Raw genomic sequence first — 22,612 nt, 5'->3', positions numbered from 1 at the left:
CCGACCGACCGGGCGATGACCCCGGCCCCGACCGACCCGGCGATGCCCCCGGACGTGATTGAACTGCGCGGGGCCACGAAGTCGTACCCCGGCGGTGTGCACGCCCTGCGGGGCATCGACCTCCGCGTGGCGCAGGGCGAACTGGTCGCCATCGTCGGCCCCTCCGGCTCCGGAAAGTCCACCCTGCTCAACCTGCTGGGCACCCTCGACCGGGCCACCTCGGGCGAGGTCCGGGTGGCCGGCTACGACGTGAACCGGCTGTCCGACGCCCAGCTCTCCGCGCTGCGCGCCCGGCACATCGGCTTCGTCTTCCAGCACTTCCACCTCGCTCCTGGCCGTAGTGCCCAGGACAATGTCGCGGACGGCCTGCTGTACGGCGGGGCGGGTCTGCGGGAGCGCCGTGCCCGAGCCCGAACGGCCCTGGAGGAAGTGGGGCTCGGGCACCGCATCGACCACCTCGCCCACCAGCTCTCGGGCGGGGAGAAGCAGCGGGTGGCCATCGCCCGCGCGCTGGTCGGCGACCCTGATCTGCTGCTCGCCGACGAGCCGACCGGTGCGCTGGACACCGCCTCCGGTGCGCTGGTCATGAACCTCATCCGCGAGCTGCACGCAGCCGGCACCACTGTCTGCGTCATCACCCACGACAACGACATCGCCGACTCGCTGCCCCGGCGTATCCGCTTCCGCGACGGCGAGATCGTCGGCGATTCCGGTCCCCCCGGCCCACCCAACCCCCGTGCGGAGCACACCGACTCCCCCGCGGAGCACACCGAGGAGGTGCCCCGATGAGCGGCCCCGCACTGCGGCCGGCCCGGCTCTCCCCGGCCGATGTCCTGCGTACGGGCGCGAGCGGCCTGCGCACCCGCCGTACCCGGGTCGTCCTGTCCGCCCTCGGCATCGCGATCGGTATCGCCACGATGGTCGCGGTCGTCGGGCTGTCCACCTCCAGCCGCGCCGATCTGCTCGCCCGGCTGGACCGGCTCGGCACCAATCTGCTCACCGCCGAGGCCGGCCGGAACGCGCTCGGCCAGGACGTCAAACTCCCCAAGAGCGCGGTGGCGATGGTCGAACGGATCGGCCCGGTCCAGCACGCCACCGCCACCGGCGCGGTCGACGCCCGGGTGCGGCGCAGCGACGCCGTACCCGAGGAGCTGGCGTCGGGCGTCACGGTCCAGGCCGCCCGCCCCGACCTGCTCGACGCCCTCAACGCCCGTGTCGACCAGGGCAGTTGGCTGAACCCCGCCAGTGAACGGCTGCCCACCGTCGTACTGGGCTCGGTGGCCGCGGAGCGCCTCGGCATCACCGCGCCCGGCGCCAAGATCCTCCTGAACGACCGGTGGTACGTCGTCACCGGAATCCTCGCGCCCATCGAGCTCGTACCGAACCTGGACCGCACCGCCCTGGTCGGATACCCCTCGGCCGAGCGCTACTTGGGCTTCGACGGCCACCCGACCACCGTCTTCGAGCGCTCCACGGACGCCTCGGTGGAGGCGGTCCAGGGGGTCCTGGCCCGTACGGTCAGTCCCGGCGACGAGGGTTCGGTGAAGGTCTCCCGCCCCTCCGACGCGCTCGCGGCCAAGGCGGCCACCGACAAGGGGCTGACGACGCTGATGCTGGGGCTGGGCGCGGTGGCGCTGCTGGTCGGCGGGGTGGGCGTGGCCAACACCATGGTCATCTCGGTGCTGGAGCGCCGGTCGGAGATCGGGCTGCGCCGCGCCCTCGGCGCGACGAGAGGCTCGATCCGCATCCAATTCCTCACCGAATCGCTGCTGTTGTCGGCGCTCGGCGGCACAGCCGGCGCGGCACTGGGCGCCATCGCCACGCTCGCCTTCGCCCGCACGCAGGGGTGGATCGCCGTGGTGCCGCCCTGGTCACTGGCCGGCGGCCTGGGCGCCACCCTCGTGATCGGGGTCGTCGCGGGCCTCTACCCGGCCGTACGGGCCTCCCGGCTGCACCCCACCGTGGCGCTCAGCGCGAGCTGACCGTGTGCGGGGCGACGGATGAGACAGCGGGCCTTCCGACCGCTCGGGCAGGGGAACGTGAGGTCGGCAGGCGTGCTCCATGGCCGCCTTCGGAGTCCCAGACCGACACCAGGGACAGTTCGATCTCCTCCGCGATCCGGCGTTGCTCGGCCGCGTCCAGCAGGCCGCTCGCGGTGAGGGTGCCCAGAGGATCGGCGGCCTCGACCATCAGCCGGGCGGCTGTGGCGGGGCCGGTCTCCGGAGGGATCACCAGTAGGTCCCAACGGCCGGTGGTGTAGGAGAGCAGCAGCAGCTTGTGGGGATCTTGCTCGGCCTTGAACCATCCGACGCTCACCACATGCCCGTCGACGGGCACCTTCCGGGGGATGACCGGCCAGAACGTGGGGTTCACCGTGACGTGGGTGATCCGCCCCCACAGCGGGTCGAGTACGGCCGTCAGTGCGGGAAGTTCCGCCGTGAGGTCACGGGAGCGGGGCCACCACGCACCGTCGAGCAGAGCCGGAGCGGTGCCGGCCGGCGCCAGCATGAGCCGGAGGGGCAGCGAAGAGGTCCGGTCTTCGGCCGCGGGCGTATACAGCTTGGTCGTGGTCATGACGCGGACCCTGCCCCGGGCCGACCTGGACCGGCCCGGTGTTGTGAATCGCCGAAAACGACACGAGCGTGAAAGCTGGTGTGCGAAGTGCCCTCGGTAACTTCAGATTACTCCTGGTAAGGCCCGCTGGTGGTCAGCCGAGGAAGGACAGCCGGACGTGGCATTCGGAGCTGTCCCGGCTGGTGTTCACCAGCACCACGGACTGCGCGGCCCCCAGCTCCAGCTCACCATCGACCACGGGCAACGTGGCGTGCGGTGGTACCAGAGCCGGGAGCACGAGACCACTGCCGTGGCGGTCCCGCCACCGTGCGTCCGCGGGAAGAATGTCGCGGAGCGCCGCCAGCAGGTCATCGTCACTGCCCGCGCCGGTCTCGATGACGGCGAGGCCGGATGTCGCGTGGGGGGTGAAGACGTTCAGCAGTCCGTTGCGCCCGTGAGCGGCCTCCCGGAGGAACGCGGTGCATGCGTTCGTCAGGTCGTGCATGGTCTCGGCGGAGCCGGTGGTGAGGGTGATTGCGCGGGTGGTGAAGGTGCCAGCCATGGTTCACCGGTACCCGTCACGGAGCAAAAGCTCTAACGGCCGGATGGGTTGTTCCTCCGGGGGCTCCGCCGCGCCGGGGCACGAGAGAGCAGGCGGCCCGCCCTCGTACCCGCTGAGGCAGCCCGCCGTCCGGAGTGGTCCGAGCAGGTCCGGCACGGCGGATCGAGGTCAGCGCGGTGCGGCGAGGTCCTGGGTCCACCAGGGGCCTCCCGTGCCGTGGACGACGCCGATGCCGACCGCGGTGAATTTGCAGTCGAGCAGGTTGCCACGGTGCATGGCGTCGCCCATCCAGTCGTTCACCGCCGCCTCGGCGGTCCGCGGACCGCGGTCGAGGTTCTCGCCCCAGCTGCTCCACGGGTATCCGGCGGCGGTGATCCGCTCGTCGGGGCCGGTGCCGTCCGGCGTGTCGTGCTCGTAGTAGTCGCGTGCCGCCATGTCGGCGGAGTGCTGCTGGGCCGCGGCGTGCAGCCTCCGGTCTATACGGAGCGGACCGCAGCCGGCCTGTGCGCGGTGGCGGTTGATGAGTGCGGTGGCCTGTTCCTCCAGGTCGGGCGGGGTGGCCGACGGGGTGGTGGCCGGCGGGGCGGACGGGGTGGGCGAGGCGCTGGCGGTGCGCGACGGTGTCGGTGTCGGTGTGGGTGTGGGGCGGGGCGCCGGTGTGGACGCGGCCACGGTGTGTGTGGCCTTCGGCCGGGCCTTCCGCTCGTCCCGGGGCGTACCGGGAGACCACCACAGAGCGGCGATGACGGCCACCGCGAGCGCCACGGTCCCCGCGACGGCCGTGCCCTTGGCGACCCGGCGCGGACGGGGCGGTCGCTTCGGCACATGGTGTCCACCGTGACCGGCGGTTCCCGGGTGCCCCGGGACCGCGGTCGTCGTCGCGGTCGTCGTCACGGTCGCGGCGGCGGGGGCGTGCAGGACGGTGTGCGGGGTGAGGTGCGCGGGCAGCGGCAGCAGGGCGAGGCCGGCCAGGAGCCCCTCGGCAGGCAGGAGGTCGTTCCAGTGCTCCGAGCAGTTCGTGCACCCGCGCGCATGGCGGGCTATGCGTTTGCGCCACAGGGCGCTGGGTTCGTTGTCCCAGGTGGCGGTCAGCTGGGCGAGTTCGGGGCACGGGGGATTCCCCGCGAGAGCGCGGACGACGACACGTCCGGCCTCCAGCTGCTGCTTCATCCGCTGCACACGGACCGCCGTATGACGTGTCCCGCTGCCGATGGCGGCGGCGAGTTCCGGTCTGCCGATCTCCCCGGCGGCCTCCAGCCACCACAGGGACAGCAGCGCCCGGTCCCCCTCGTCCAGCCAGCGGGTGGCCGCGGCCACCTCACGACGCTGGCCGGACAACCCCAGTTTCAAGATGGTCAGGTCCACGAAATCGGCGGAGCGGTCGGCCCGTTCCGGCGTCTGGTCCAGGCCGACGACGGGGGTCTTGTGGCTGACCGTCCAGCGGCGCCGTACCTGGTTCATGGCGATCGCCACCAGCCAGGAACGGAAGGACGCCGGTTCCCGTAGATCCGGCAACGACTCCAGGACGCGCAGCATGGTCTCCTGCACCACGTCGTCAACGTCGGCATGGCCGTCCAGCGCCCGGCCCACGACGTTGTAGATCAGTGGCAGGTACGAGGCGACCAACTGCTCCCGGGCATGTTCGTCCCCGGCCTGGGCAGCCTCGACGGTCGCCGTACCGTTTTCCTGCTTCACGCCTCTTCGGTCCTGTTCATCCGTGTGCACCTTCATGGCCCCCGTGCTCAGGTGACCTGTCGGATTCACCGCGATAACAGAAAAACGTACGTGGATGCGGAACGCCGTCGTGGCACCGCCCCCGTGGGAGGCCGCACCGGACAGTACGTAGGGCAGCCCTCGTACGTAGGGCAGACCCCGTCGAGCAGCCCGCGCCAGGCAGCCCGCGGGCGGCCGCGCAAAATCTTTGGAGCACTTTCCGTTATCCGGGCCCCCGCCCGGGATCTCCCCTGTGTGGACCGCACAACGGCGGACCGCAGCCCCACAGCCCCCCACCGGCCCACCGGCCCCAGGGCCGCACAGGAAACGGAACCATGGACAACAACAACTACGACAACAACAACTACGACAACAACTACGACGACAACCTTCGGCCCGCGCTGCGCGACGAGACGCCGACCGGGACCGGCCACCGATCCGGCGAGCCCGCCTCGCACCGCCGTTCCGCCGCCCCCCGTCCCGGTGGCCGGCACGGGCGGAACGGCGGGACCCACCGCGCCGGCACCGGCGTTCTCCGGCGGAAGACGACGCTGCTGGCGGTGACGGCCGCGCTCGCCGTGGGCTGCTCCTGCCTGGTGCTGATACGTCCCGACTCCGGCTCCGACCAGGCGCTCGCGGCGGATCAGTCCGTGCCGAAGCCGCCCACGACGACCGCCTCCGCTCCCACCGCATCGGGCGGCGCCTCGCACTCTCCCCGCCGCCACAAGGCGTCGGCCTCCGCCTCCGCCACCGAACGCCACGGCAAGCGGCACGCCTCCCCCCGGCCGCGGACGGCCCGCCCCGAGAAGAGCGCGAAGCCGGCCGACACGACGCCCCGCACCTCCCACGTCGAGTCCGGAGCGGGCGCCCCTGCCCCGGCCGGACCGCGGGCCGCGACCGGCACCGCCGCGCAGTTCGCCCAGAAGATCGTCGACCTGGTCAATGCCCAGCGGGCCCAGCACGGTTGCGGCCCGCTGACCGTCGACCCCCACCTACAGGCCGCGGCGCAGGCCCACTCGGACGACATGGCCGCCCGCAACTACTACGAACACAACACCCCGGAGGGCGTCGACCCCGGAACCCGCATGACCAATGCCGGATTCCGGTGGAGCAGCTGGGCCGAGAACATCTTCAAGAGCCCCAAGGACCCGGCCACGGCGATGGACGGCTGGATGAAGAGCCCCGGACACCGTGACAACATCCTCAACTGCTCCTACAAATCCACCGGTGTGGGCGTCAATCTCAGCTCCAACGGCCCGTGGTGGACCCAGGACTTCGCCACCCACTCCTGACCCATGACGAGCGCCAAGGCTCCCCGGCGTTCCTCCTGGTCAACCGGTGCCGAGCGCCTTCCGTACCGCGTCGAGGACCGCGGCGTCGTCCGCGCCCAGGCCGCGGGCCGCGTTCGTGAACTCCCGTGCCAGGGTGGCCAGTCGGGCGGTGTCCAGCCGCGCGGTGCCCGCGGGCAGGGGGGCCACCCTCGTCCCCGCACCCCTACGGGTGCGGATCAGGGCGGCTGCCTCCAGCTCCCGGTACGCGCGTGCCACCGTGCCGGCTGCCAGGCCGAGGTCCGCGGCGAGTTGGCGTACGGGAGGAAGCCGCTCGCCCTCGGTCAGCCGGCCCGTGGTGATCAGTGCGGCGAGCTGGGCGCGGATCTGCTCGTAGGGAGGAACGGACGAGGTGGTGTCCACCCGTACGGAGGGGGCGGTCACCGCCGGGTCGCCCGGGGTGCGGCGACGGTGCACAGGCACCACATCGCGGTGACCAGGGCGACGAGACCCACCGGGTAGAGGAGCCACTGTCCTGCGGTGCCGGGCAGGCCGTCGCACGTCAGCTTGCTCAGGCTCCCGGCGGCCGTGACGGCCGTGCCGGCCAGGGGCACCGCGACCAGCAGGCCCCATGCGGCCGTGATCGCCAACGCCCGGTCCCGGCGCTGCTGTTCCTCACCGGGGCGGTGTGCGATGCGCCGCAGGGCCCAGCCGCAGGCCGCACTGCCGAGGGCGAGCGAGAGGAGAACCGGAAGGCCGTAGTAGAGGCCCGGCCAGGGGCTGGCGGCCTCGGTCCTGCCCTGGCAGGCGACGGAGAGCGAGCGCCCGGCGCGCCCCAGGTCGTCCGGCGACGCGACCGCGGCCGCCGCCGTCAGCAGGACGACGAGCAGGGCGGCCTGTCCCAGGAGCAGCCGGGCCATCCGGGGCGGCAGATGGTCCGGGATCCGGCGTGGAGCGAGTCCCGCGGTGCGTACCGCTTCCTTCGGCCGGGGCGTCAGCGCGTCACCCAGCAGCACGCCGCCCACCGCGCACAGCCCGAACGCGGGGATGGCGTACAGGATCCCCACGCCGAGGTCCTGGCCCACGGTGGCCAGCTGGCTTGCGACCACGACGCCGGCGGCGAGTCCGGCCCAGCGGGCGCAGTGGTGGGCGCGGGCCCGGAGGCGCGTTTCGGGCGGGACGGTGTCGAGCATGAGGATCCCCCGGTGAGTGGTGAGTGACACTTGTATCAAGTGGTGAGTACAAGATGTCGCACCCCTGGAGTTTGTGTCAAACGGTTGATACAAGCCGCGCGGGCGGCTCGGTCTCCCTCTCTCGGCACAGCGGGCCTCTGTCTTTGGGTAGAGGCGGGTCGCCCTCAAGGAGCAGGGAAACCCCGTGCGGGGCCCCCGATAATCGGCGTTATGCCGTCCAGCGCCCCACCCGTCACCGAGAACCGCCCTGCCTGGAGCCTCTTCGCGGGGCCCGGGGAGCGCGGGTGGCAGCTGTGGCGGGCGGCGGGCGAGGCGATCCTGGCCGGGGCGCTGGTGCTGCTCATCCACAAGGGCGAGTCGACGGTGGACGCCAGGCTGGCGGGCGGGGCGGCGGCCCTGGGACTCATCGGCATCGCGCTGGTGCTGGTGCGGCGCCGGTTCTCCGTGGCCGCTGTGCTCGGGCTGGCCGCGCTGATGGGGGTGGTGCCCGCCGTGGCGATGCTGACCGCGGTGGCCGCCTACACCGCGACCCGGCAGCTGGAGACGCGGCGGCGGCGTGTCGGCCTGCTGCTCGCGGCGGCCGCCACGGCGATGGTGACCTGCGCGGCGTGCGCGCCCCAAATGGGGCTGGGCAGCCGGTCGTTCGGTCTGGCGCTGGGTGCGGTGCTTGCCGCCACCACGGTCGTCGTGCCCGGGCTGGTCGGCGTCGCCGCGGGGCAGCAGGACCGGCTGCTGCGGGCGTTGCGGGAGCGCGCGGCCGCCGCCGAGGAGGCGCGGCGGCTCGCGGACAGCGAGTCGCGGATGCGCGAGCGGTCGCGTATCGCCGCGGAGATGCACGATCTGGTCGGGCACCGGCTCAGCCTGATCTCCCTGCACGCGGGCGGGCTGGAGATGGCGTTGCTCAAGGAGGCGCCCGAGCTGCGGGACGAGGCTGCTGTGGTGGGTCGCGCCAGTCGTGACGCGATGCAGGAGCTGCGGGAGGTGCTGGGGGTCCTCGGTCCGTTGGGGCGGGACACCGGCACCGATGCGCTGACCGACGCGACGGGTACCCGTGCGGACATCGAGGCGCTGGTCGAGGAGTCACGCGGCGGCGGCATTCCCGTCGAGTTCTCCTGGGAGGGGCCGGATCTCGACGCTCGGCCGGCCCGGGTGCGGCGGGCGGTGCACCGCGTGGTGCGTGAGTCGCTCACCAACGTTCACCGGTACGCGGCCGGGGCCCATGTGACCGTGACCGTCCGCCACGCCGACGAGCGGGTGGAGGTAGGGGTGCGCAACGGCGTGCCGCCCGTGCCGCCCACCGCCACGACCGGGCTCGGCACCGGGCGCGGGCTGATCGGGCTGCGGGAGCGGGTCGCGCTGCTCGGCGGCGGCCTGGAGGCGGGCCGGACGCCCGGTGGCGGCTTTACTGTGGCGGCCGAGATCCCCGCCGACCCCGGGCCCGGTGCGGAGACGGCGGACGCGGACCCGTACGACAGCAGACCGGCCACCGTCGACGGGCCCGGCGGCGGGCTCTCCGCCCTCCAGCGGCGCCTGGCCGGTGCCGTCACCGGGCTGCTCGGCCTGGCGGGGGTGGGCATGATGATGCTGTTCGGGGTCGTGCTGGTGGACCAGGCACACTACGGTCCCGAGTACCGGACCCCCGAGAAGCCCCGGCTGGGGATGGCCAGGGAGCGGGTGGAGCGCGCCGTGGCACCGGACGACCACGGGGCACGCGCGGCCGCCGCCGGGCGCGAGCCGCCGCGGCCGGCTTCCGCCACGGACTGCCTGTATCCGTACCCGGGCGGGATTCCCAAGGGCGGGCGGTTGGAGATCGTCCGTTACTGCTTCCGGTCCGACATCTTGATCGCGATCGACCGCTTCACGGTCCCCATGGTGACCGAAAAGGCGACCGAACCACCCCGTGGGAGAAAGACGCATGACTGACCAGGCCAACTCCGCCGACTCCGGGGCGGGTTCCGCGATCCGGGTGCTGCTCGCCGACGACGAGGAGATGATCCGGCACGGCGTCCGGCTGATCCTCCGGCACGCCGACGGCATCGAGGTGGTGGCCGAGGCTGTCAACGGTGCCGAGGCCGTCCGGCTCACCGCCGAGCACCGGCCCGATGTGGTGCTCCTCGACATCCGTATGCCCGTACTCGACGGGCTCGCGGCCGTCGAACCGCTGGTCGCCCTCGATCCCGCGCCGCAGGTGGTCATGCTCACCACCTTCGGCGACGACGACAACGTCACCCGCGCCCTGCGGGCGGGTGCCACCGGCTTCCTGCTCAAGGACGAGGGGCCGCAGGAGCTGATCAGCGCGGTACGGTCGGCGGCCGCGGGGGACGCGGTCCTCTCGCCCGGCGTCACCGGGACCGTCATCCGGCGGATGCTGAGCGGCGGCGGGGCCGGCGCCGGGGCCGCCGCCCCGGAAAGCAGGGTGGCGGGGCTGACGGACCGGGAACGGGAGGTGCTGGTCATGCTGGGGGAGGGGCTGTCGAATTCGGAGCTCGGCAGACGGCTCGGCATCGGCGTGGGAACGGTCAAGTCCCATGTCCGCTCGATCCTGGGGAAGACGGGGTGCGGCAGCCGGGTACAGGCGGCACTGCTGGCGCACCAGGCCGGGCTCATGGGCTAAGGGCTGTCCCGTAATCCCTGGCGGGCGCACGACGACAGCTACGGCACTCCCCCAGCTAACGCTGGGAGGTGCCCCCACGCCGCGTTGTCGGAACGTCCGGATACGCCCAGTATCCGGACGTCCCTCCGCCTTGCGATGCAGCTCGGCATCCGTACAGCGAATGAAGAGCCGAGACGGAGTGAGCGGTGGGGGCCCCTCCTGCGCCCTTAAGGCGTGGGGGAGAACGCAGTGCATCTGACGCCGTGCGCTGATCCACCAGGGATTACGGGACAGCCCTTAAGGGCGTGTCTTTGAGGGCGTGCCCGTCCGATCACGTTCGGAGCGGGTGACCGCACGCGGCCCGCCGACGGCGAGGACGATCAGCAGAACGAAGGCTGCGAGGGCGGTGAGCGTGCGCATGTTGTTGAACAGCTCCCAGCGCCGCAGGATCTCCGCGTGATCGGCCGGGGCCGAGGTGAGCGCCCATTGCTTGATCCGGCCGTTGATCGGCACATTGCCGAACCGGGTTATCAGGAAGGACACGAGGGCCAACAGACCTGCCGCACCCGAGAGCAGCCGGGCGCGGCCGCCTGTCAGGACGGCGAGCGTCAGGGAACTCAGGATCGACGCGCCCATCGCCGCCTGCATGGTGATGCCGTTCATCTTCATCAGTTCGGCGTGGAATGACAGTCGCATGTCAAGCGGTACGGCGTTGAAGGTGGGGACGAGATTGGCCGCGCCGTAGCCGAACGCGCCGGAGAGGAGGCCGGTGGAAAGCAGGGCGAATCCCTGGACGAGTCTGATGCGCATGTCCGTCGGCTCCAGCGGGTTGGCTTCGGGGGTGGGCGAGTTGCCCGTGGCTTCGGCCCCGGTAGGTGATGAGCCGGGCGCCGGGGCTGCCGCCGACGCAGGGCTCGGCGGCATCTCCACGGTCCAAGGGTTGTCGGGCGTCCGCCATAAGTCCAAGATCCTGAACGTCTGGCATCCAGAACCACGTGTTCTGGATCCTCGGTGGCCGCGGCACTTCGTCACGGTGGTACCGAGGACAGGGCCTGGGGCCGTCGGGTCTCTCTTTGGGTAGAGAGGCCATGGTCCGTGAGGGCGACATGGCCGCGGCGGGTCCGCCCTTCGGCAGGTGGCGCGAGCCCGACCTGAGAGCGACGTGTCCGGGGGTGCGCCGCGGACACGATGGTCGGGAGTTCCGCGCCGCTTCCGGGAGTACCCATGTCGCAGCCTGCCAGCCTGACCACCGGCCTCCGACCTTCCTGGCGCCGGCGCTGGTGATCGGGGCCCTGGCCGCGATCCGGCCGGCCCGCCGGGCGGCCCGTCTGCACATGCTGCGCTCGATTCGGTCGAGTTGAGCCACGCGGCACAAGCGGGGCCGCCCGCACAGAACGTGCCCCGCGACGGATCCGGCGGCGGCTTCTCGACGAGCAGTGCCCCTCCTCCATGGACCGCCAGGACCCCTACCGGCGCGGCCCGACAAGCGGCCCGCGCCCGACCGAAAGGAAGTGGGAGATCCACATGTCGAAAACACCGTGCACAAACCCCGCACAAAGCCGAAGGCGCGGCAGCCTGGTGGCGGCCGCACTCGCCACCACCTTCCTCACCGGCGTCTCGCTGGTCGGCTCCCCCACCGCTGCCCATGCCGAGGACGGCCCGTCGAGCGTCGACACCTACACGTACGAGGCGGACCAGGACGTCCTCAAGGCGATGGAGAAGTGGGCACCCGTCAACAGCTCGGAGAGCGTGATGGGTTACCCGAAGGGACTGGACAAGGACAAGGACGGCAACATCAAGGCCGTCACCCTGGCGGACGCGAAGAAGACCTACGACCCCGACCAGGCGATCACCGACGCCAAGAACGCCGCGCAGCAGTACGCGGCCAATGACAAGAACCCCGAGCCGCTCCGCGAGAGCGCCAGGAAACTGACCGACGGCTGGCCCGAAGGGGCGAAGCCCACGACCAACGACGTCCGTCAGAACACCAAGGACGATGTGGTTCCGTCCGGCGGACAGACCGCCGAGCAGTACTGCGGCATGGTCAACAAGGACCCGAAGCACCCGGCGTACGGACAGACGGCGCCGTGCGTCTTCGTCGGGAAGCTCGACGAGAAGTACCCGGTGCGGGGGGCCAGTGACGCCATGGCGGGGGAGGGGAAGCTCACCTACAAGGTCTCGGCGTCCATCACCGACGAGAAGAGCGTGACGGAAGGCTGGTCGGCGGGCGGCAAGATCACGCCCAAGATCATCGCCAAGGACGCGGCCGAGGTCGGCGCCGAGGCCAGCTTCACCTACAGCTACGCCTCCACCTCCCTCAGCAGGGTGCAGAACACGCTGGAGACGGCGGCCGAGATCAGCGTGCCGAAGGACAAGAGGGGCTACCTGGAAGGCCGGGCCAACGGCGCGTACTACACCGGCTACCTCGTCCTCCGCGACATCGACAGCAACAACCAGGAGGCCGTGACGGCCGTACCCGCCCGGGTCTACGTCCAGGCGCCCGACACCACCACGCCGGTCACCTGGTTCAAGCGCCTGACGCCTGCGTAAGACACCCCGCCCAGCGGCCTCTTCGCGCCCGCCGGCCAGCCCCCTGCCGACCCCCATGCGGCAGAGGGACGCTGCCGGGCGAACCGGCCGCACGGAGTGATGTCGCCCTTCATGGCCCCTACAGGGTGGCCGTGGAGGGCGATGCCGCAACGGTGGGACTTTCGTCGCTGTGCTCCGCGACGAAAGGCGGTGTCGTCGGCGCGAGGCGTTGCCTAACGTGGCCGCGTGACACATGTGGAACGTACGGGCTCTGCGATACGGGCTCGCCAGGCGTCGGCGGCGAGGCTGCGCTCGGCGTCCCGGCGGATGGCCGACCCGGTCAGGGCTCTCTTCGATCCCGGGATGTGGCCTCCGGGTCGCATCGTGGGCGAATCGCTGCTGAGCGTGGTGCTGGGGATGCTGGCGGCGGGTATCGAGGCCCTGGGCGGCGGTGGCGCCGTACAGAGCGTCGCCGTCGCGCTGGCCGCCGGACTGCTGTTGCCGCTGCGCCGGGCGCTGCCCGCGACCGTACTTCTGGTGACCACCGTGGGTGCGGCCGTGTTCGACGGCCTCGCCCTGCTGGTCCTCGTCGCCGCATGGTCGGCCGGGCGGCGGATCGCCGGGGTCGGCCGGGCGACCGCCACCTTCGCCCTCGCGTACGCCGTCACCCTCGGCCTGCCCGTCCTACAGGCGTCCCGCCTCTCGCCGGCGCTCCTGGTCGTCGGCGCCCTGTCGTCGCTGGTCATGACCGTCGTGCCCGGCCTCGCCGGCCGCTACTGGTCGCAGCGCCGCACGCTGCTGGACACCCTGCGGGAGTACAACGCCCAACTGCTGCGCGAGCGCGCGATGATCGCCGGACAGGCCCGGATGCGCGAGCGCCAGCGCATCGCGCAGGACATGCACGACAGCCTCGGCCATCAGCTCGCGCTCATCGCGGTGCACACCGGCGCGCTGGAGGTGGACCGCGAGCTGACCGGGCGGCAGCGCGAGGCCGTGGGTGTGCTGCGTGAGGCATCGGTGTCCGCGATGCACGAGCTGCGCGAGGTGGTGGGGTTGCTGCGGGACGGCACCCAGGCCCCCGGACACGCGGGTACTCCCCCGACCACCGCCGGAGGCACCCCCACCCATGCCCTTGAGGCCATGGGGGAGGAGGACGCCAAGGCGCCGTCGCGCGGGGTGGCCGGCATCGAAGGCCTGGTGGAGGCGTCCCGGAGCGCGGGTACGGCCGTGGAGCTGCGGCGCTCGGGCGAGGTGCGCCCGCTCGCCCCGACCACCGATCACGCGGCGTACCGGATAGCTCAGGAGGGCCTGACCAACGCCCATAAGCACGCGCCGGGCGCCTCGATCACCATCGAGCTGCGGTACGAGCCGGACTCGTTGGTCGTGGAGGTCGCGAACGGCCCCGCGCCCGAGACCGCGGACGCCGGCCGGAGCGTGGTGAGCGGCGGTCAGGGGCTGACCGGGCTCGGGGAGCGGGCCCGGCTCGTCGGAGGCATGGTGCACGTGGGCCCGACGGCGGACGGCGGCTTCCGGCTGGCGGGTGTGCTGCCGTACACCTCGCCGGAGGGCGCCCCCACCCCCTCGCCCGGCGACGCGGCGACGACATTCGTCGATCCGACGGGCGACTTTCGGCAGCAGATCCCGGCAGGTTCCCTCGGCGAGGGTGATCCGGTCATCGACGGGAACGGTCTGCCGAAGGAGCTGGCCAGGGCAATGAGCACGAACAAGAGAAGCAGCGGCATAGCCATCGGCTGCGGGGCGGCGGCACTCGTCGTCCTGCTGCTGGTGATCGCCGCCGGCGTCGCGGGGCTCTTCCTCGCGGCCGAGTCGGACAAGGCCATGATCGAGCCGAAGCAGTACGCGGCGGTGAAGCTGGGCCAGTCCGAGGCCGAGGTGCGCAAGCAGCTGCCCGACGGGGCCTCGATCATGACCGACGGCCTGGACAGAGGCGCGCCGCCCGCGCCCGAGGGGGCGAAGTGCTTCAGCCTGAATTCCACGGAGTTCGGCAGCAGCTGGGACAAGGATCCGGTCTTCCGGTTCTGCTTCAAGGACGGCAAGCTGATCGAGAAGAAGTCCTTCGAGGTCACGACGTGAGGGCGGAACGGTCGCCGTGATGTCGGGCGGGCGGCCTATCGGGGATGATGGCGAGCGGCCGCAGGTATGACCGCTCAAGAGGGCGCAGGAGACTCGTGATCAGGGTTCTCGTCACGGATGACGAGCCGCTCATTCGGGCGGGCATCAGGATGATTCTGAGCTCGGCCGACGACATCGACGTCGTCGCGGAGGCCGCGAACGGCCGGGAGGCGGTCGAACTGGCCCGGGCCCGGCGCGTGGATGTCGTGCTGCTCGACATCCAGATGCCGGTCATGGACGGGCTGACGGCCCTGGCCGAACTCCGCAGAGCCGTCCCCGACACACGGGTACTGATCCTCACGACCTTCGGGGAGCAGCAGAACGTGCTGCGCGCCCTGGCGGAGGGCAGCGCGGGCTTTCTGCTCAAGGACTCGGCGCCCGCGGAGCTGATGCGTGCCGTACGGGCCGCCGCTGCCGGCGACGCGTATTTGTCGCCGGGCGCCACTCGCCACGTCGTGGACTCGCTGGCGTCCGGCCAGAGCATGCGCCGCACCGAGCAGGCCCGCCGTCGCCTGGAGACGCTGACCGACCGCGAACTGGAGGTCCTGGCACTGCTGGGCGAGGGCCTCTCCAACGCGGACGCCGGCCAGCGGATCCATATGAGCGAGGCCACGGTGAAGACGTATGTGAGCCGGATCCTGGCCAAGCTGGGCTGCGAGAACCGGGTACAGGCCGCACTCCTGGCACGGGACGCCGGTCTGGGCACCTGACCACCACACTCGACGACGCTCACGGCGAGTCCGCCGCGAGCGGCCTTGCTGCCTGTGACCTACCGGCCGGCGCCGTTCGATAACGGCGCTGACCCGCAGTTGACGGTAGTTCGGCCGGCGCCTGGGGGACCAGGACGGCGCGCCCCCCAAGTGGGCCGAGTCGGCGCAGCAGCTGCGGAAGGCCGTGCCGCCCGACGGCAAGAACAGGGCACCCAACGCACCCTGAACGCCCAACAGTTCACCTGCACCCCAACCACTTACCAGTACCGGAAAGACTGCCATGCCTGGATCTCCCACTCTCCGAACCACCTCACTGCTCTCCGCCTCCCTCCTCCTCGCTCTCGGCGCCACCGCCTGCGGCCCCGGCAAGGACGACACCGGCCGCGAGAAGTCCTCCCCCTCGGCGGCCGCCGCACTGCCCGCCTCGCTGACCTCCCAGAAGCTCAACTGGCAGCCCTGCCCGGCGCCGTCCGCCGCACAGGGTGGCGAAGGCAAGGCGCCCGGCAAGCTGCCGGACGGCACGGCATGGGAGTGCACGACCCTGAAGGCCCCCCTGGACTACGCCAAGCCCGCCGGCGACACCATCGACCTCGCGATGATCCGCGCCAAGGCCAAGGGCAGCGGCAAGCGGATCGGCTCGCTGCTCTTCAACTTCGGAGGGCCGGGCGCATCGGGCGTGGCCACCCTGCCCGGCTATCCCCCGGCCCAGTCCCTGCGCACGCGCTACGACCTGGTCAGCTTCGACCCGCGGGGCGTCGGCGACAGCGCGGGCGTGAAGTGCCTGAGCGACAAGGAGTGGGACGAGCAGCGCGCCAAGACCCTGGATCTGGCCGGGACGGCCGAGCAGAACAAGAAGACCGCGGCGGCCTGCGAGAAGCACTCCGGGAAGGTGCTGCCGCACGTCGGCACCGAGAGCGCGGCCCGCGACATGGACCTGATGCGCCAGGTCCTGGGCGACGCCGAGCTCAACTACTTCGGGATCTCCTACGGGACCGAACTGGGCGGTGTCTACGCCCACTTGTTCCCGAAGAACGTGGGCCGTACGGTCCTGGACGCCGTGGTCGACCCGACCCAGGACCCGGTACAGGCGTCCCTGGGCCAGGCAAAGGGATTCCAGCTGGCGCTGGACAACTACCTCGCCCACTGCGCCAAGACGCCCGGCGCCTGCCCGTACCAGAGCCCCGAGGACGGGCGCCGGCGGATCACCGCCCTCCTGGCGAAGACCGGCAAGCGGCCCCTGCCGACCAAGAGCGGGCGCAAGCTCACCCAGGAGCAGGCGGTGATGGGCATCGTCGCGATGCTCTACTCCAAGGAGACCTGGCCGGCACTGTCGGTCTCGCTCTCCGACGCGGAGCAGGGCAGCGGCGACAACCTCCTGCTGATGGCCGACAGCTACAGCGGCCGCGACGACAAGGGCCGCTACAACACCATGCAGGCTGCCAACGGCGCGATCAGCTGCGCCGACACCAAGCAGCGCATCACTCCCGAGGATGTGCAGGCCAGGCTGGCGGAGTTCCGCAAGGCGTCGCCGGTCTTCGGTGAACTGACCGCGAAGGGCTTGCTGGGCTGCACCGGCTGGCCGGTCACCGGCAAGAGCGACACCCCGGAGGTCTCGGCGCCGGGCGCCGCCCCCATCGTCGTCATAGGCAACGCGGGCGACCCGGCGACTCCCGTCGCGGGCGCCCGCAAGATGGCCGACAAGCTCGGGAAGAGCGTGGGCGTGCTGCTCACCGTCAAGGGCGAGGGCCATGGCACGTACGGCGTCAACCAGTGCGCCACCAAGGCCGTGAACGGCCATCTGCTCGACGGCAAGGTCCCGACGGACGGCACCGTCTGCTCATGACCACGACGTAGCGCGAAGGGCTCGCGCACCGATCGCCGCGCGAGCCCTCGTCGGGCACGGTGGGGTGGGACGCCGTGCGGTGGAACGATGCCGGAGGTCATGCCCCATCGGGGCTGGCCAGTCCCGTCTGGTAGGCGATGACCACCAGTTGGGCCCGGTCCCGGGCGCCGAGCTTGGTCATTGCGCGGTTCGCGTGGGTCTTGGCGGTGAGCGGGGTGACGAAGAGGCGTTCGGCGATCTCGTCGTTGGACAGGCCGGCTGCGACCAGTGTGACCACTTCGCGCTCCCGCGGAGTGAGTGCGGCCAGTTGCGGTGCTGCGGCCCGTCCGGGGGTTGCGGCGCGTTCGAGTGGTGCGGGCTGGGCCAGGAAGCGGGTGATCAGGGCCTTGGTCGCGGTCGGCGAGAGCAGGGAGTCGCCGGCGGCGACCAGACGGATCGCGTCGAGCAGTTCGTCCGGGTTGATGCCCTTGCCGAGAAAGCCGCTCGCCCCGGCGCGCAGTGCCTCCGCGACATACTCGTCGTTCTCGAAGGTGGTCAGCACCAGGACCTTCACGCCGGCGAGATCCTCGTCTTCGCTGATCAGCCTGGTCGCGGCGAGGCCGTCGAGGTCGGGCATCCGGATGTCCATCAGCACCAGGTCGGCGCGGTGGCTGCGGGCCAGTTCGACGGCTTCGCGGCCCGTTGCGGCCTCCGCGACGACCTCCATGTCGGGGGCGGAGTCGATGAGCATCCGGAAGGTGCCGCGCAGGAGTGCCTGGTCGTCGGCGAGCAGGACACGGATGGTCATGGTCGGCCCTTTCGGCCTGCGCGCAGCGGCAGTTCGGCGTCGATACGGAAGCCCCCGCCGGGGCGCGGTCCGGCAGCGAGGGTACCTCCGGCGGACTTGGCCCGCTCCCGCATACCGATCATGCCGTGGCCGGTGCCGGCATCCTGGGTTCCTTCGATGGCCGCGGCGGCAGGGCCGGTACCGCGGCTGCTTCCCGCGGTGCCACGGCCGTCGTCCTCGACGGCGATCCGCAGGACGTCCGTGCGGAATTCCAGGCGGACCCGCGCCGATGCCGGGCCTGCGTGCTTGCGCGTGTTGGTCAGGGCCTCCTGGATGATCCGGTAGGCCGTCAGATCGGTGATCGGTGACAGCTCGCCCGGCTGCCCGGTGCGCTCCAGCGTGACGTCGAGGCCGGAGTGGCGGAAGGAGTCCAGCAAACCGTCGAGACCGGCGAGTCCGGGTGCCGGTTCGCGGGGCTCGACCGGATCCTCGCCGTACCGGAGCAGTCCTACGGTGGCCCGCAGTTGGTCCAACGCCCCCCGGCTGGTGTCCCGGATCCGTTCGAGCGCCTGGTAGGCGTGCTCGGGGTCGGTGCGCATGAGGTGGTGGGCGACGCCCGCCTGGGCGTTGACCAGGGTGATGTGGTGGGCCACGACATCGTGCAGCTCCCGGGCGATGCGGAGGCGTTCCGCGGTGACCCGGCGGCGGGCCTCTGCCTCCTTGGTGCGCTCGGCCCGCTCGGCCCGCTCCATGGCGGCGGCGAGCACTTCGCGGCGGCTGCGGATGGCGTCGCCGATGGCCACCGCCATGAGCGTCCAGGCAATCAGGGCAAGGGACGACGGGAGCTTTTGCGCCAGGACAAGGGACTGCGGGAGCCTTTCCGCGCCCGGGCGGAAGACCAGCGACGCGCTGATGAGCGCGACGGCTGCGAGGGTGCCTGTGTGCCAGGCCCTACGCCGGTCGGTGCGGATCGCCACCGTATAGAGAGCGACGGCCGAGGCGGCGGGCGTCGGCCTGGCGAGCGGGAGCAGGGCGAATTGGGCCACATGCATGGCTACGGTCACTGCGACCACCGTAAGCGGCCAGCGGCTTCGGGCGAGCAGTGGCACACAGGAGATCGCGAGGGCCACGACGGACAAGGTGATCGAAGCGTGGTCGGCGTAGGCGAAGGCGACGGCCAGCGGGGCGGCCAGGACGAAGCAGCCCAGCGCGACAGCGAGGTCGCCCACGGGTGGCCGGACGGCCCGCTGCCACTCCCCGAGCCGGTCGATCATGTGCACTCTCCCACGGTACGCAGCCCCGGCCGGACCGGCGATGACGCCGGTCCGGCCCTGCGGTGCGCGCGGCTTCATCAGGCGGCGCTGTTCTCGGTGAGGTGGTTGCGGTACTCGCGCAGGGCGCGTGCGCTGTTCCAGCCGAGCGCGCCCACCACGCGGCCGTCCATCTTGTAGAGCGCGACAAATTTGTGTGCCTGTGGATCCCCGTCGGCCTTGCGTGCCTGTGGGTCCCCGTCGACGACTTCGACGGTCGCGTCGGAGGGGCACCAGCCGCAGGTTTGGATCTTGGTGCCGTACTGGTCGGTCCAGCCGAACGGGATCGGTGCGTAGGGCACTGCCCCCGCCGGGCCGGACAGCAGGTTTTTGGCAGCGGTGATGGCCTGTTGGGTGGCGTTGGTGCGTTGTTCGAGGCGGACCCGGCCGCCGGCCGCGGGATGGGGCCAGTTGGCGACGTCTCCTGCCGCGTACACCCTGGGTGCGGCTTGGCAGGTGATGTCGCACAGCACCCCGTCACCCAGCGCGAGCCCCGAGCCGGCCAGCCATTCGGTCGCCGGCACCGACCCGATCGCGACGACGACCACGTCGGCGGGCAGCCGGGTACCGTCGTCGAGCACCACCGCGGTGACCCGCCCGTTGTCGCCGATCAGGCCGGTGACGTGGCGGCGCATGCGCAGGCGGACGCCATGGTCGCGGTGCATGTCCCCCACCAAACCGCCCACCCAGGTGCCGACTTGCCTGGCCAGCGGCGTGGGCTCGACGTCGACGAGGGTGACGTCCAGGCCGAGACCGCGTGTGGTGGCAGCGATCTCGCTGCCGAGGAATCCGGCACCGATCACCACGACGCGGGGCCCGGCCAGCAACTGGGCGCGCAGCGTCAGGGTCTCGTCCAGGGTGCGCAGCACATGCACGCCGGCCAGTTCGTGACCGAAGGGCAGGCGACGGGGGCGCAGCCCGGTGGTGATGATCAGGCCGTCGTAACCCAACCGGTCCCCGTCCGCCAGGGTGACGACACGTTCCGCCGTATCCAGGCCGGTCGCCCGGCAGCCCAGTCTCAGGGTCATACGCAGCCGTTGGATGTCGGTGTCCTGGCGCAAGGTGGACCTGTGCGGTTCCCAGTCGCCGGCCAGCACCTGCTTGGACAGCGGTGGCCGGTCGTACGGTGTCCGCAGTTCCTCGCCGACCATGGTCAGCGCCCCGGTGAAGCCCTCGCGCCGCAGGGCGTCGGCCGCGGTGAGACCCGCGGCCGACGCGCCCACCAGGACGATGTGGTCCAAGGTGGGCACTACTCCACCACCTCGATCGCCAGCGCGGGGCAGCGGGCGGCGGCGTCCTTGACCTGGGGCAGCAACTCGTGTGGCGGGACGGCGTCGAGCAGTATGACGATGCCGTCCTCGTCCCGCTGGTCGAAGACGTCAGCTGCAGCCAGCACGCACTGGCCCGCGCCGACGCACTTGCCCTCATCAATGAGGATCTTCATGGCGATTCTCCGCGTGGTGTGTGGTTCGACGATTCGCTGGGTTTGTGCCGGCCTCACCAGGTCACGGGCAGCTCGTGGACGCCGTAGACGAGCATGTTGTCGCGCATGGGCACCTGCTCGACCGGAACCGCCAGTCGCAAGGTCGGGAAGCGGTCCAGGAGCGCGGACAGGGCTGCCTTCATCTCCACCCGGGCCAGCTGCTGGCCGAGGCACTGGTGGATACCGTGGCCGAACGCCAGGTGCGGGCTGTGCGGCCGGCCGACATCCAACCGCTCAGGGTCGTCGGTGAAGTGTGCCGCGTCCCGGTTTCCGGATGCCAGGGAGGCGACCACCAGGCTGCCTTCCTTGATCTGGTGGCCGTGCAGCTCCACGTCCTCCAGCGCCGTGCGACGCAGACCGAACTGAATGATCGTCAGGTGGCGCAGCAGCTCCTCGACCACGCCGTCCATCAGGGACGGGTCGGCGCGCAACGCCCCCAGCTGCTCAGGGTTGCGCAGCAGGCACATGGTGCCCAGCGCGATCATGTTCGCGGTCGTCTCGTGCCCGGCGATCAGCAGCAACATCCCGACGCCGGCCAGTTCTTCGTCGGTCAGCTCTCCGGAGTGGGCCAATTCGCTGAGGATGTCGTCGGTGGGGTTCTCCCGCTTGGCGACGGCCAGTTGGTGGATGAAGCCGCGTATCGCCGCCTGCGCCTGCTGGAATTCCTCGGGGCTCGAATCGAGCCGGAGGAACGTGGCCGAGTTCCGCTGGAACTCCTCACGGTCGGCGTAGGGCACCCCGAGCAGCTCGCAGATCACCAGCGAGGGCACCGGCAGCGCAAAGGCCTGGACGAGATCGACCGGGCCCTCGGCGGAGGCCATCGCCTCCAACTGCTCGGCGACGATCTTCTCCACCGCCGGTACCAACTGCCGCATCCGGCGCACGGTGAACCGCCCGGTGAGCAGCCGCCGGAACCGGGTGTGCTCCGGCGCGTCCATCAAGATGAACATCCCCGGAGGGGTCGGCGGCACCGGTGCGTCGTTCATCGCGGGGCCGCCGGTCCGTAGGAGGGTGCGCTTCGCGCTGAACCGCGGGTCGGAGAGGACCGTGCGTACGTCTTCGTACCTGGTGACCAACCAGCCGGTGACACCGTCCGGGAGGGTTACCTGCGTGACCGGGGCCTGCTCACGCAGCGCTCCGTACTCCTCCGGCGGGTCGAAGGGGCAGGTTCGCACGGTGGGCTGCGTCCTGGTGGGCTGGGTGTTCGTCACGGAAGAGTCCTTTCCAGAGGGAGGGAAGTCCCGGTGTTCATGCGGTTGTTGGTGGCGCAGTAGTGGTCGCCGAGGGCGCGCCGGTAGACGCGCCAGCCGAGCAGCGCGCTGAGCGCGAGGACGGGGGGCCCGAAGGCGTCGGCCGTGCCGAGGGCGACCACCTGGCCGGACAGGTACAGCGACAGCTGGATCGCCAGCATCACCACACTTGAGGCGAGGACGACCAGGTTGCCCTTGACGAACGCCCGGCGCCGCACGGGGCACCGGTGCCAGCCGGGCCCCTCCTTCGTGATCAGCGCCACCACCACGCCCATCAGCGGCCGGCCGAGCAGCAGCATCACGGCGTTCGCCAAGGCGACCACGCTGTGCATCACCAGGTTCGGCAGGAAGAAGTTGGTGGCTTCTCCGGTCGTTGCGGCCAGCGTCCCCTGGACGCACACGAGGCCGAGGACCGCGAGCGCCCGCCACACCGATTCCCCGCGCACCACCCGGTAGACGCAGACCCCGGCCGCTGCCGCCAGGGCGAGTACCAGCGCGACGGTGAGCTGGTGAGTGAGGGCGAAGCTCACGGTGAATCCGAAGATGGGCGCGACCTCGACCACCGCCGCGCGCAGCCGCCTGCGAACGGCGGCCTGTGCGGCGTCCTCGCCGTCGGCCTCACGGTGTGCTGTTGGATCCACAGCTGCTCCAGATTCCTCGACAGACGGTGGGCGTCTCGCCGCTTGCGGCCCTGTTCACGATGCCG

The 22,612-nt window shown here is 71.4% G+C and carries 21 protein-coding genes; 9 read left to right on the top strand and 12 right to left on the bottom strand.

Annotated features, from left to right (window positions below):
• Positions 1-15 precede the first annotated feature (15 nt).
• Positions 16-789, top strand: coding sequence for an ABC transporter ATP-binding protein (locus KI385_RS22175; RefSeq protein ID WP_238577796.1), 774 nt, complete (start codon positions 16-18; stop codon positions 787-789).
• Positions 786-1,982: an ABC transporter permease gene (locus tag KI385_RS22170; protein WP_238573913.1), complete on the top strand. Its 1,197-nt coding sequence runs from the start codon at positions 786-788 to the stop codon at positions 1,980-1,982. The genes KI385_RS22175 and KI385_RS22170 overlap by 4 nt, the downstream gene beginning before the upstream one ends.
• On the opposite strand, the gene KI385_RS22165 is transcribed toward KI385_RS22170, so the two are convergent.
• The 3 genes from KI385_RS22165 to KI385_RS22155 form a co-directional block, all read right to left on the bottom strand.
• A complete protein-coding gene (locus KI385_RS22165) occupies positions 1,969-2,574 on the bottom strand; it encodes a DUF5994 family protein (RefSeq protein ID WP_238573912.1) in 606 nt (201 codons plus the stop codon). The two genes, KI385_RS22170 and KI385_RS22165, sit on opposite strands and share 14 nt — an antisense overlap.
• A gap of 133 nt (positions 2,575-2,707) precedes the next feature.
• Positions 2,708-3,115, bottom strand: coding sequence for a YjbQ family protein (locus KI385_RS22160; protein ID WP_238573911.1), 408 nt, complete (start codon positions 3,113-3,115; stop codon positions 2,708-2,710).
• A 168-nt stretch (positions 3,116-3,283) separates the two neighbouring features.
• Positions 3,284-4,810: a sigma-70 family RNA polymerase sigma factor gene (locus KI385_RS22155; RefSeq protein WP_238573910.1), complete on the bottom strand. Its 1,527-nt coding sequence runs from the start codon at positions 4,808-4,810 to the stop codon at positions 3,284-3,286.
• 353 nt (positions 4,811-5,163) lie between these two features.
• On the opposite strand from KI385_RS22155, the gene KI385_RS22150 reads away from it, so the two are divergent.
• Complete coding sequence (locus KI385_RS22150; RefSeq protein ID WP_238573909.1) at positions 5,164-6,120, top strand: CAP domain-containing protein; 957 nt, start codon at positions 5,164-5,166, stop codon at positions 6,118-6,120.
• A gap of 39 nt (positions 6,121-6,159) precedes the next feature.
• Here KI385_RS22150 and KI385_RS22145 read toward each other — a convergent pair whose 3' ends face one another.
• Together KI385_RS22145 and KI385_RS22140 are read right to left on the bottom strand one after the other, a co-directional pair.
• Positions 6,160-6,579, bottom strand: a complete 420-nt coding sequence (locus KI385_RS22145; protein WP_425356939.1) for a GntR family transcriptional regulator — start codon at positions 6,577-6,579, stop codon at positions 6,160-6,162.
• A complete protein-coding gene (locus KI385_RS22140; RefSeq protein WP_238573908.1) occupies positions 6,537-7,289 on the bottom strand; it encodes a hypothetical protein in 753 nt (250 codons plus the stop codon). The genes KI385_RS22145 and KI385_RS22140 overlap by 43 nt, the downstream gene beginning before the upstream one ends.
• 210 nt (positions 7,290-7,499) lie before the next feature.
• Between KI385_RS22140 and KI385_RS22135 the strand changes: the two genes are divergently transcribed.
• Together KI385_RS22135 and KI385_RS22130 are read left to right on the top strand one after the other, a co-directional pair.
• A complete protein-coding gene (locus KI385_RS22135) occupies positions 7,500-9,212 on the top strand; it encodes a sensor histidine kinase (protein WP_238573907.1) in 1,713 nt (570 codons plus the stop codon).
• Positions 9,205-9,903: a response regulator gene (locus tag KI385_RS22130; RefSeq protein WP_238573906.1), complete on the top strand. Its 699-nt coding sequence runs from the start codon at positions 9,205-9,207 to the stop codon at positions 9,901-9,903. Before KI385_RS22135 ends, KI385_RS22130 begins: the two co-directional genes overlap by 8 nt.
• A 276-nt stretch (positions 9,904-10,179) precedes the next feature.
• Here KI385_RS22130 and KI385_RS22125 read toward each other — a convergent pair whose 3' ends face one another.
• The gene (locus tag KI385_RS22125; RefSeq protein ID WP_238577794.1) at positions 10,180-10,806 is read right to left on the bottom strand and encodes an anthrone oxygenase family protein; all 627 of its coding nucleotides are present in this window, start codon (positions 10,804-10,806) and stop codon (positions 10,180-10,182) included.
• Positions 10,807-11,460: 654 nt separating this feature from the next.
• Here KI385_RS22125 and KI385_RS22120 point away from each other — a divergent pair.
• The 4 genes from KI385_RS22120 (at position 11,461) to KI385_RS22105 (ending at position 17,097) form a co-directional block, all read left to right on the top strand.
• The gene (locus KI385_RS22120; protein ID WP_238573905.1) at positions 11,461-12,432 is read left to right on the top strand and encodes a hypothetical protein; all 972 of its coding nucleotides are present in this window, start codon (positions 11,461-11,463) and stop codon (positions 12,430-12,432) included.
• A 342-nt stretch (positions 12,433-12,774) separates the two neighbouring features.
• Entirely contained in the window at positions 12,775-14,505 is a 1,731-nt protein-coding gene (locus tag KI385_RS22115) for a sensor histidine kinase (RefSeq protein WP_238577793.1), read from the top strand.
• Positions 14,506-14,600: 95 nt separating this feature from the next.
• Positions 14,601-15,254, top strand: a complete 654-nt coding sequence (locus KI385_RS22110; protein ID WP_238573904.1) for a response regulator transcription factor — start codon at positions 14,601-14,603, stop codon at positions 15,252-15,254.
• A 280-nt stretch (positions 15,255-15,534) separates the two neighbouring features.
• Complete coding sequence (locus KI385_RS22105; RefSeq protein ID WP_238573903.1) at positions 15,535-17,097, top strand: alpha/beta hydrolase; 1,563 nt, start codon at positions 15,535-15,537, stop codon at positions 17,095-17,097.
• A 97-nt stretch (positions 17,098-17,194) separates the two neighbouring features.
• Here KI385_RS22105 and KI385_RS22100 read toward each other — a convergent pair whose 3' ends face one another.
• The 6 genes from KI385_RS22100 to KI385_RS22075 form a co-directional block, all read right to left on the bottom strand.
• Positions 17,195-17,884, bottom strand: a complete 690-nt coding sequence (locus KI385_RS22100) for a response regulator (protein WP_238573902.1) — start codon at positions 17,882-17,884, stop codon at positions 17,195-17,197.
• Complete coding sequence (locus KI385_RS22095) at positions 17,881-19,137, bottom strand: sensor histidine kinase (RefSeq protein WP_238577792.1); 1,257 nt, start codon at positions 19,135-19,137, stop codon at positions 17,881-17,883. The genes KI385_RS22100 and KI385_RS22095 overlap by 4 nt, the downstream gene beginning before the upstream one ends.
• Before the next feature lie 77 nt (positions 19,138-19,214).
• The gene (locus tag KI385_RS22090; protein WP_425357086.1) at positions 19,215-20,414 is read right to left on the bottom strand and encodes an NAD(P)/FAD-dependent oxidoreductase; all 1,200 of its coding nucleotides are present in this window, start codon (positions 20,412-20,414) and stop codon (positions 19,215-19,217) included.
• Between the two features lie 8 nt (positions 20,415-20,422).
• Positions 20,423-20,617 (bottom strand): ferredoxin, encoded by a 195-nt coding sequence (locus KI385_RS22085; protein ID WP_238573900.1) that lies wholly within the window; start codon positions 20,615-20,617, stop codon positions 20,423-20,425.
• 53 nt (positions 20,618-20,670) lie between these two features.
• Positions 20,671-21,867 (bottom strand): cytochrome P450, encoded by a 1,197-nt coding sequence (locus KI385_RS22080; RefSeq protein WP_238573899.1) that lies wholly within the window; start codon positions 21,865-21,867, stop codon positions 20,671-20,673.
• A complete protein-coding gene (locus KI385_RS22075; RefSeq protein ID WP_238573898.1) occupies positions 21,864-22,547 on the bottom strand; it encodes a DUF3159 domain-containing protein in 684 nt (227 codons plus the stop codon). Before KI385_RS22075 ends, KI385_RS22080 begins: the two co-directional genes overlap by 4 nt.
• Between the last annotated feature and the right edge of the window lie 65 nt (positions 22,548-22,612).

It is taken from the genome of Streptomyces inhibens (assembly GCF_022221585.1).
Lineage (GTDB): Bacteria > Actinomycetota > Actinomycetes > Streptomycetales > Streptomycetaceae > Streptomyces > Streptomyces inhibens.
Note: the sequence above shows the minus strand (reverse complement) of the source record. Positions and strands in the feature narration are given on the sequence as shown.

What these genes read in the sequence shown, in the direction of transcription:
- KI385_RS22175 (WP_238577796.1), top strand. Translation starts at nt 16, where the DNA reads ATGACCCCGGCCCCGACCGACCCGGCGATGCCCCCGGACGTGATTGAA.
- KI385_RS22170 (WP_238573913.1), top strand. Translation starts at nt 786, where the DNA reads ATGAGCGGCCCCGCACTGCGGCCGGCCCGGCTCTCCCCGGCCGATGTC.
- KI385_RS22165 (WP_238573912.1), bottom strand. Translation starts at nt 2,574, where the DNA reads ATGACCACGACCAAGCTGTATACGCCCGCGGCCGAAGACCGGACCTCT.
- KI385_RS22160 (WP_238573911.1), bottom strand. Translation starts at nt 3,115, where the DNA reads ATGGCTGGCACCTTCACCACCCGCGCAATCACCCTCACCACCGGCTCC.
- KI385_RS22150 (WP_238573909.1), top strand. Translation starts at nt 5,164, where the DNA reads ATGGACAACAACAACTACGACAACAACAACTACGACAACAACTACGAC.
- KI385_RS22140 (WP_238573908.1), bottom strand. Translation starts at nt 7,289, where the DNA reads ATGCTCGACACCGTCCCGCCCGAAACGCGCCTCCGGGCCCGCGCCCAC.
- KI385_RS22135 (WP_238573907.1), top strand. Translation starts at nt 7,500, where the DNA reads ATGCCGTCCAGCGCCCCACCCGTCACCGAGAACCGCCCTGCCTGGAGC.
- KI385_RS22130 (WP_238573906.1), top strand. Translation starts at nt 9,205, where the DNA reads ATGACTGACCAGGCCAACTCCGCCGACTCCGGGGCGGGTTCCGCGATC.
- KI385_RS22125 (WP_238577794.1), bottom strand. Translation starts at nt 10,806, where the DNA reads ATGCCGCCGAGCCCTGCGTCGGCGGCAGCCCCGGCGCCCGGCTCATCA.
- KI385_RS22115 (WP_238577793.1), top strand. Translation starts at nt 12,775, where the DNA reads ATGTGGCCTCCGGGTCGCATCGTGGGCGAATCGCTGCTGAGCGTGGTG.
- KI385_RS22105 (WP_238573903.1), top strand. Translation starts at nt 15,535, where the DNA reads ATGCCTGGATCTCCCACTCTCCGAACCACCTCACTGCTCTCCGCCTCC.
- KI385_RS22100 (WP_238573902.1), bottom strand. Translation starts at nt 17,884, where the DNA reads ATGACCATCCGTGTCCTGCTCGCCGACGACCAGGCACTCCTGCGCGGC.
- KI385_RS22095 (WP_238577792.1), bottom strand. Translation starts at nt 19,137, where the DNA reads ATGATCGACCGGCTCGGGGAGTGGCAGCGGGCCGTCCGGCCACCCGTG.
- KI385_RS22085 (WP_238573900.1), bottom strand. Translation starts at nt 20,617, where the DNA reads ATGAAGATCCTCATTGATGAGGGCAAGTGCGTCGGCGCGGGCCAGTGC.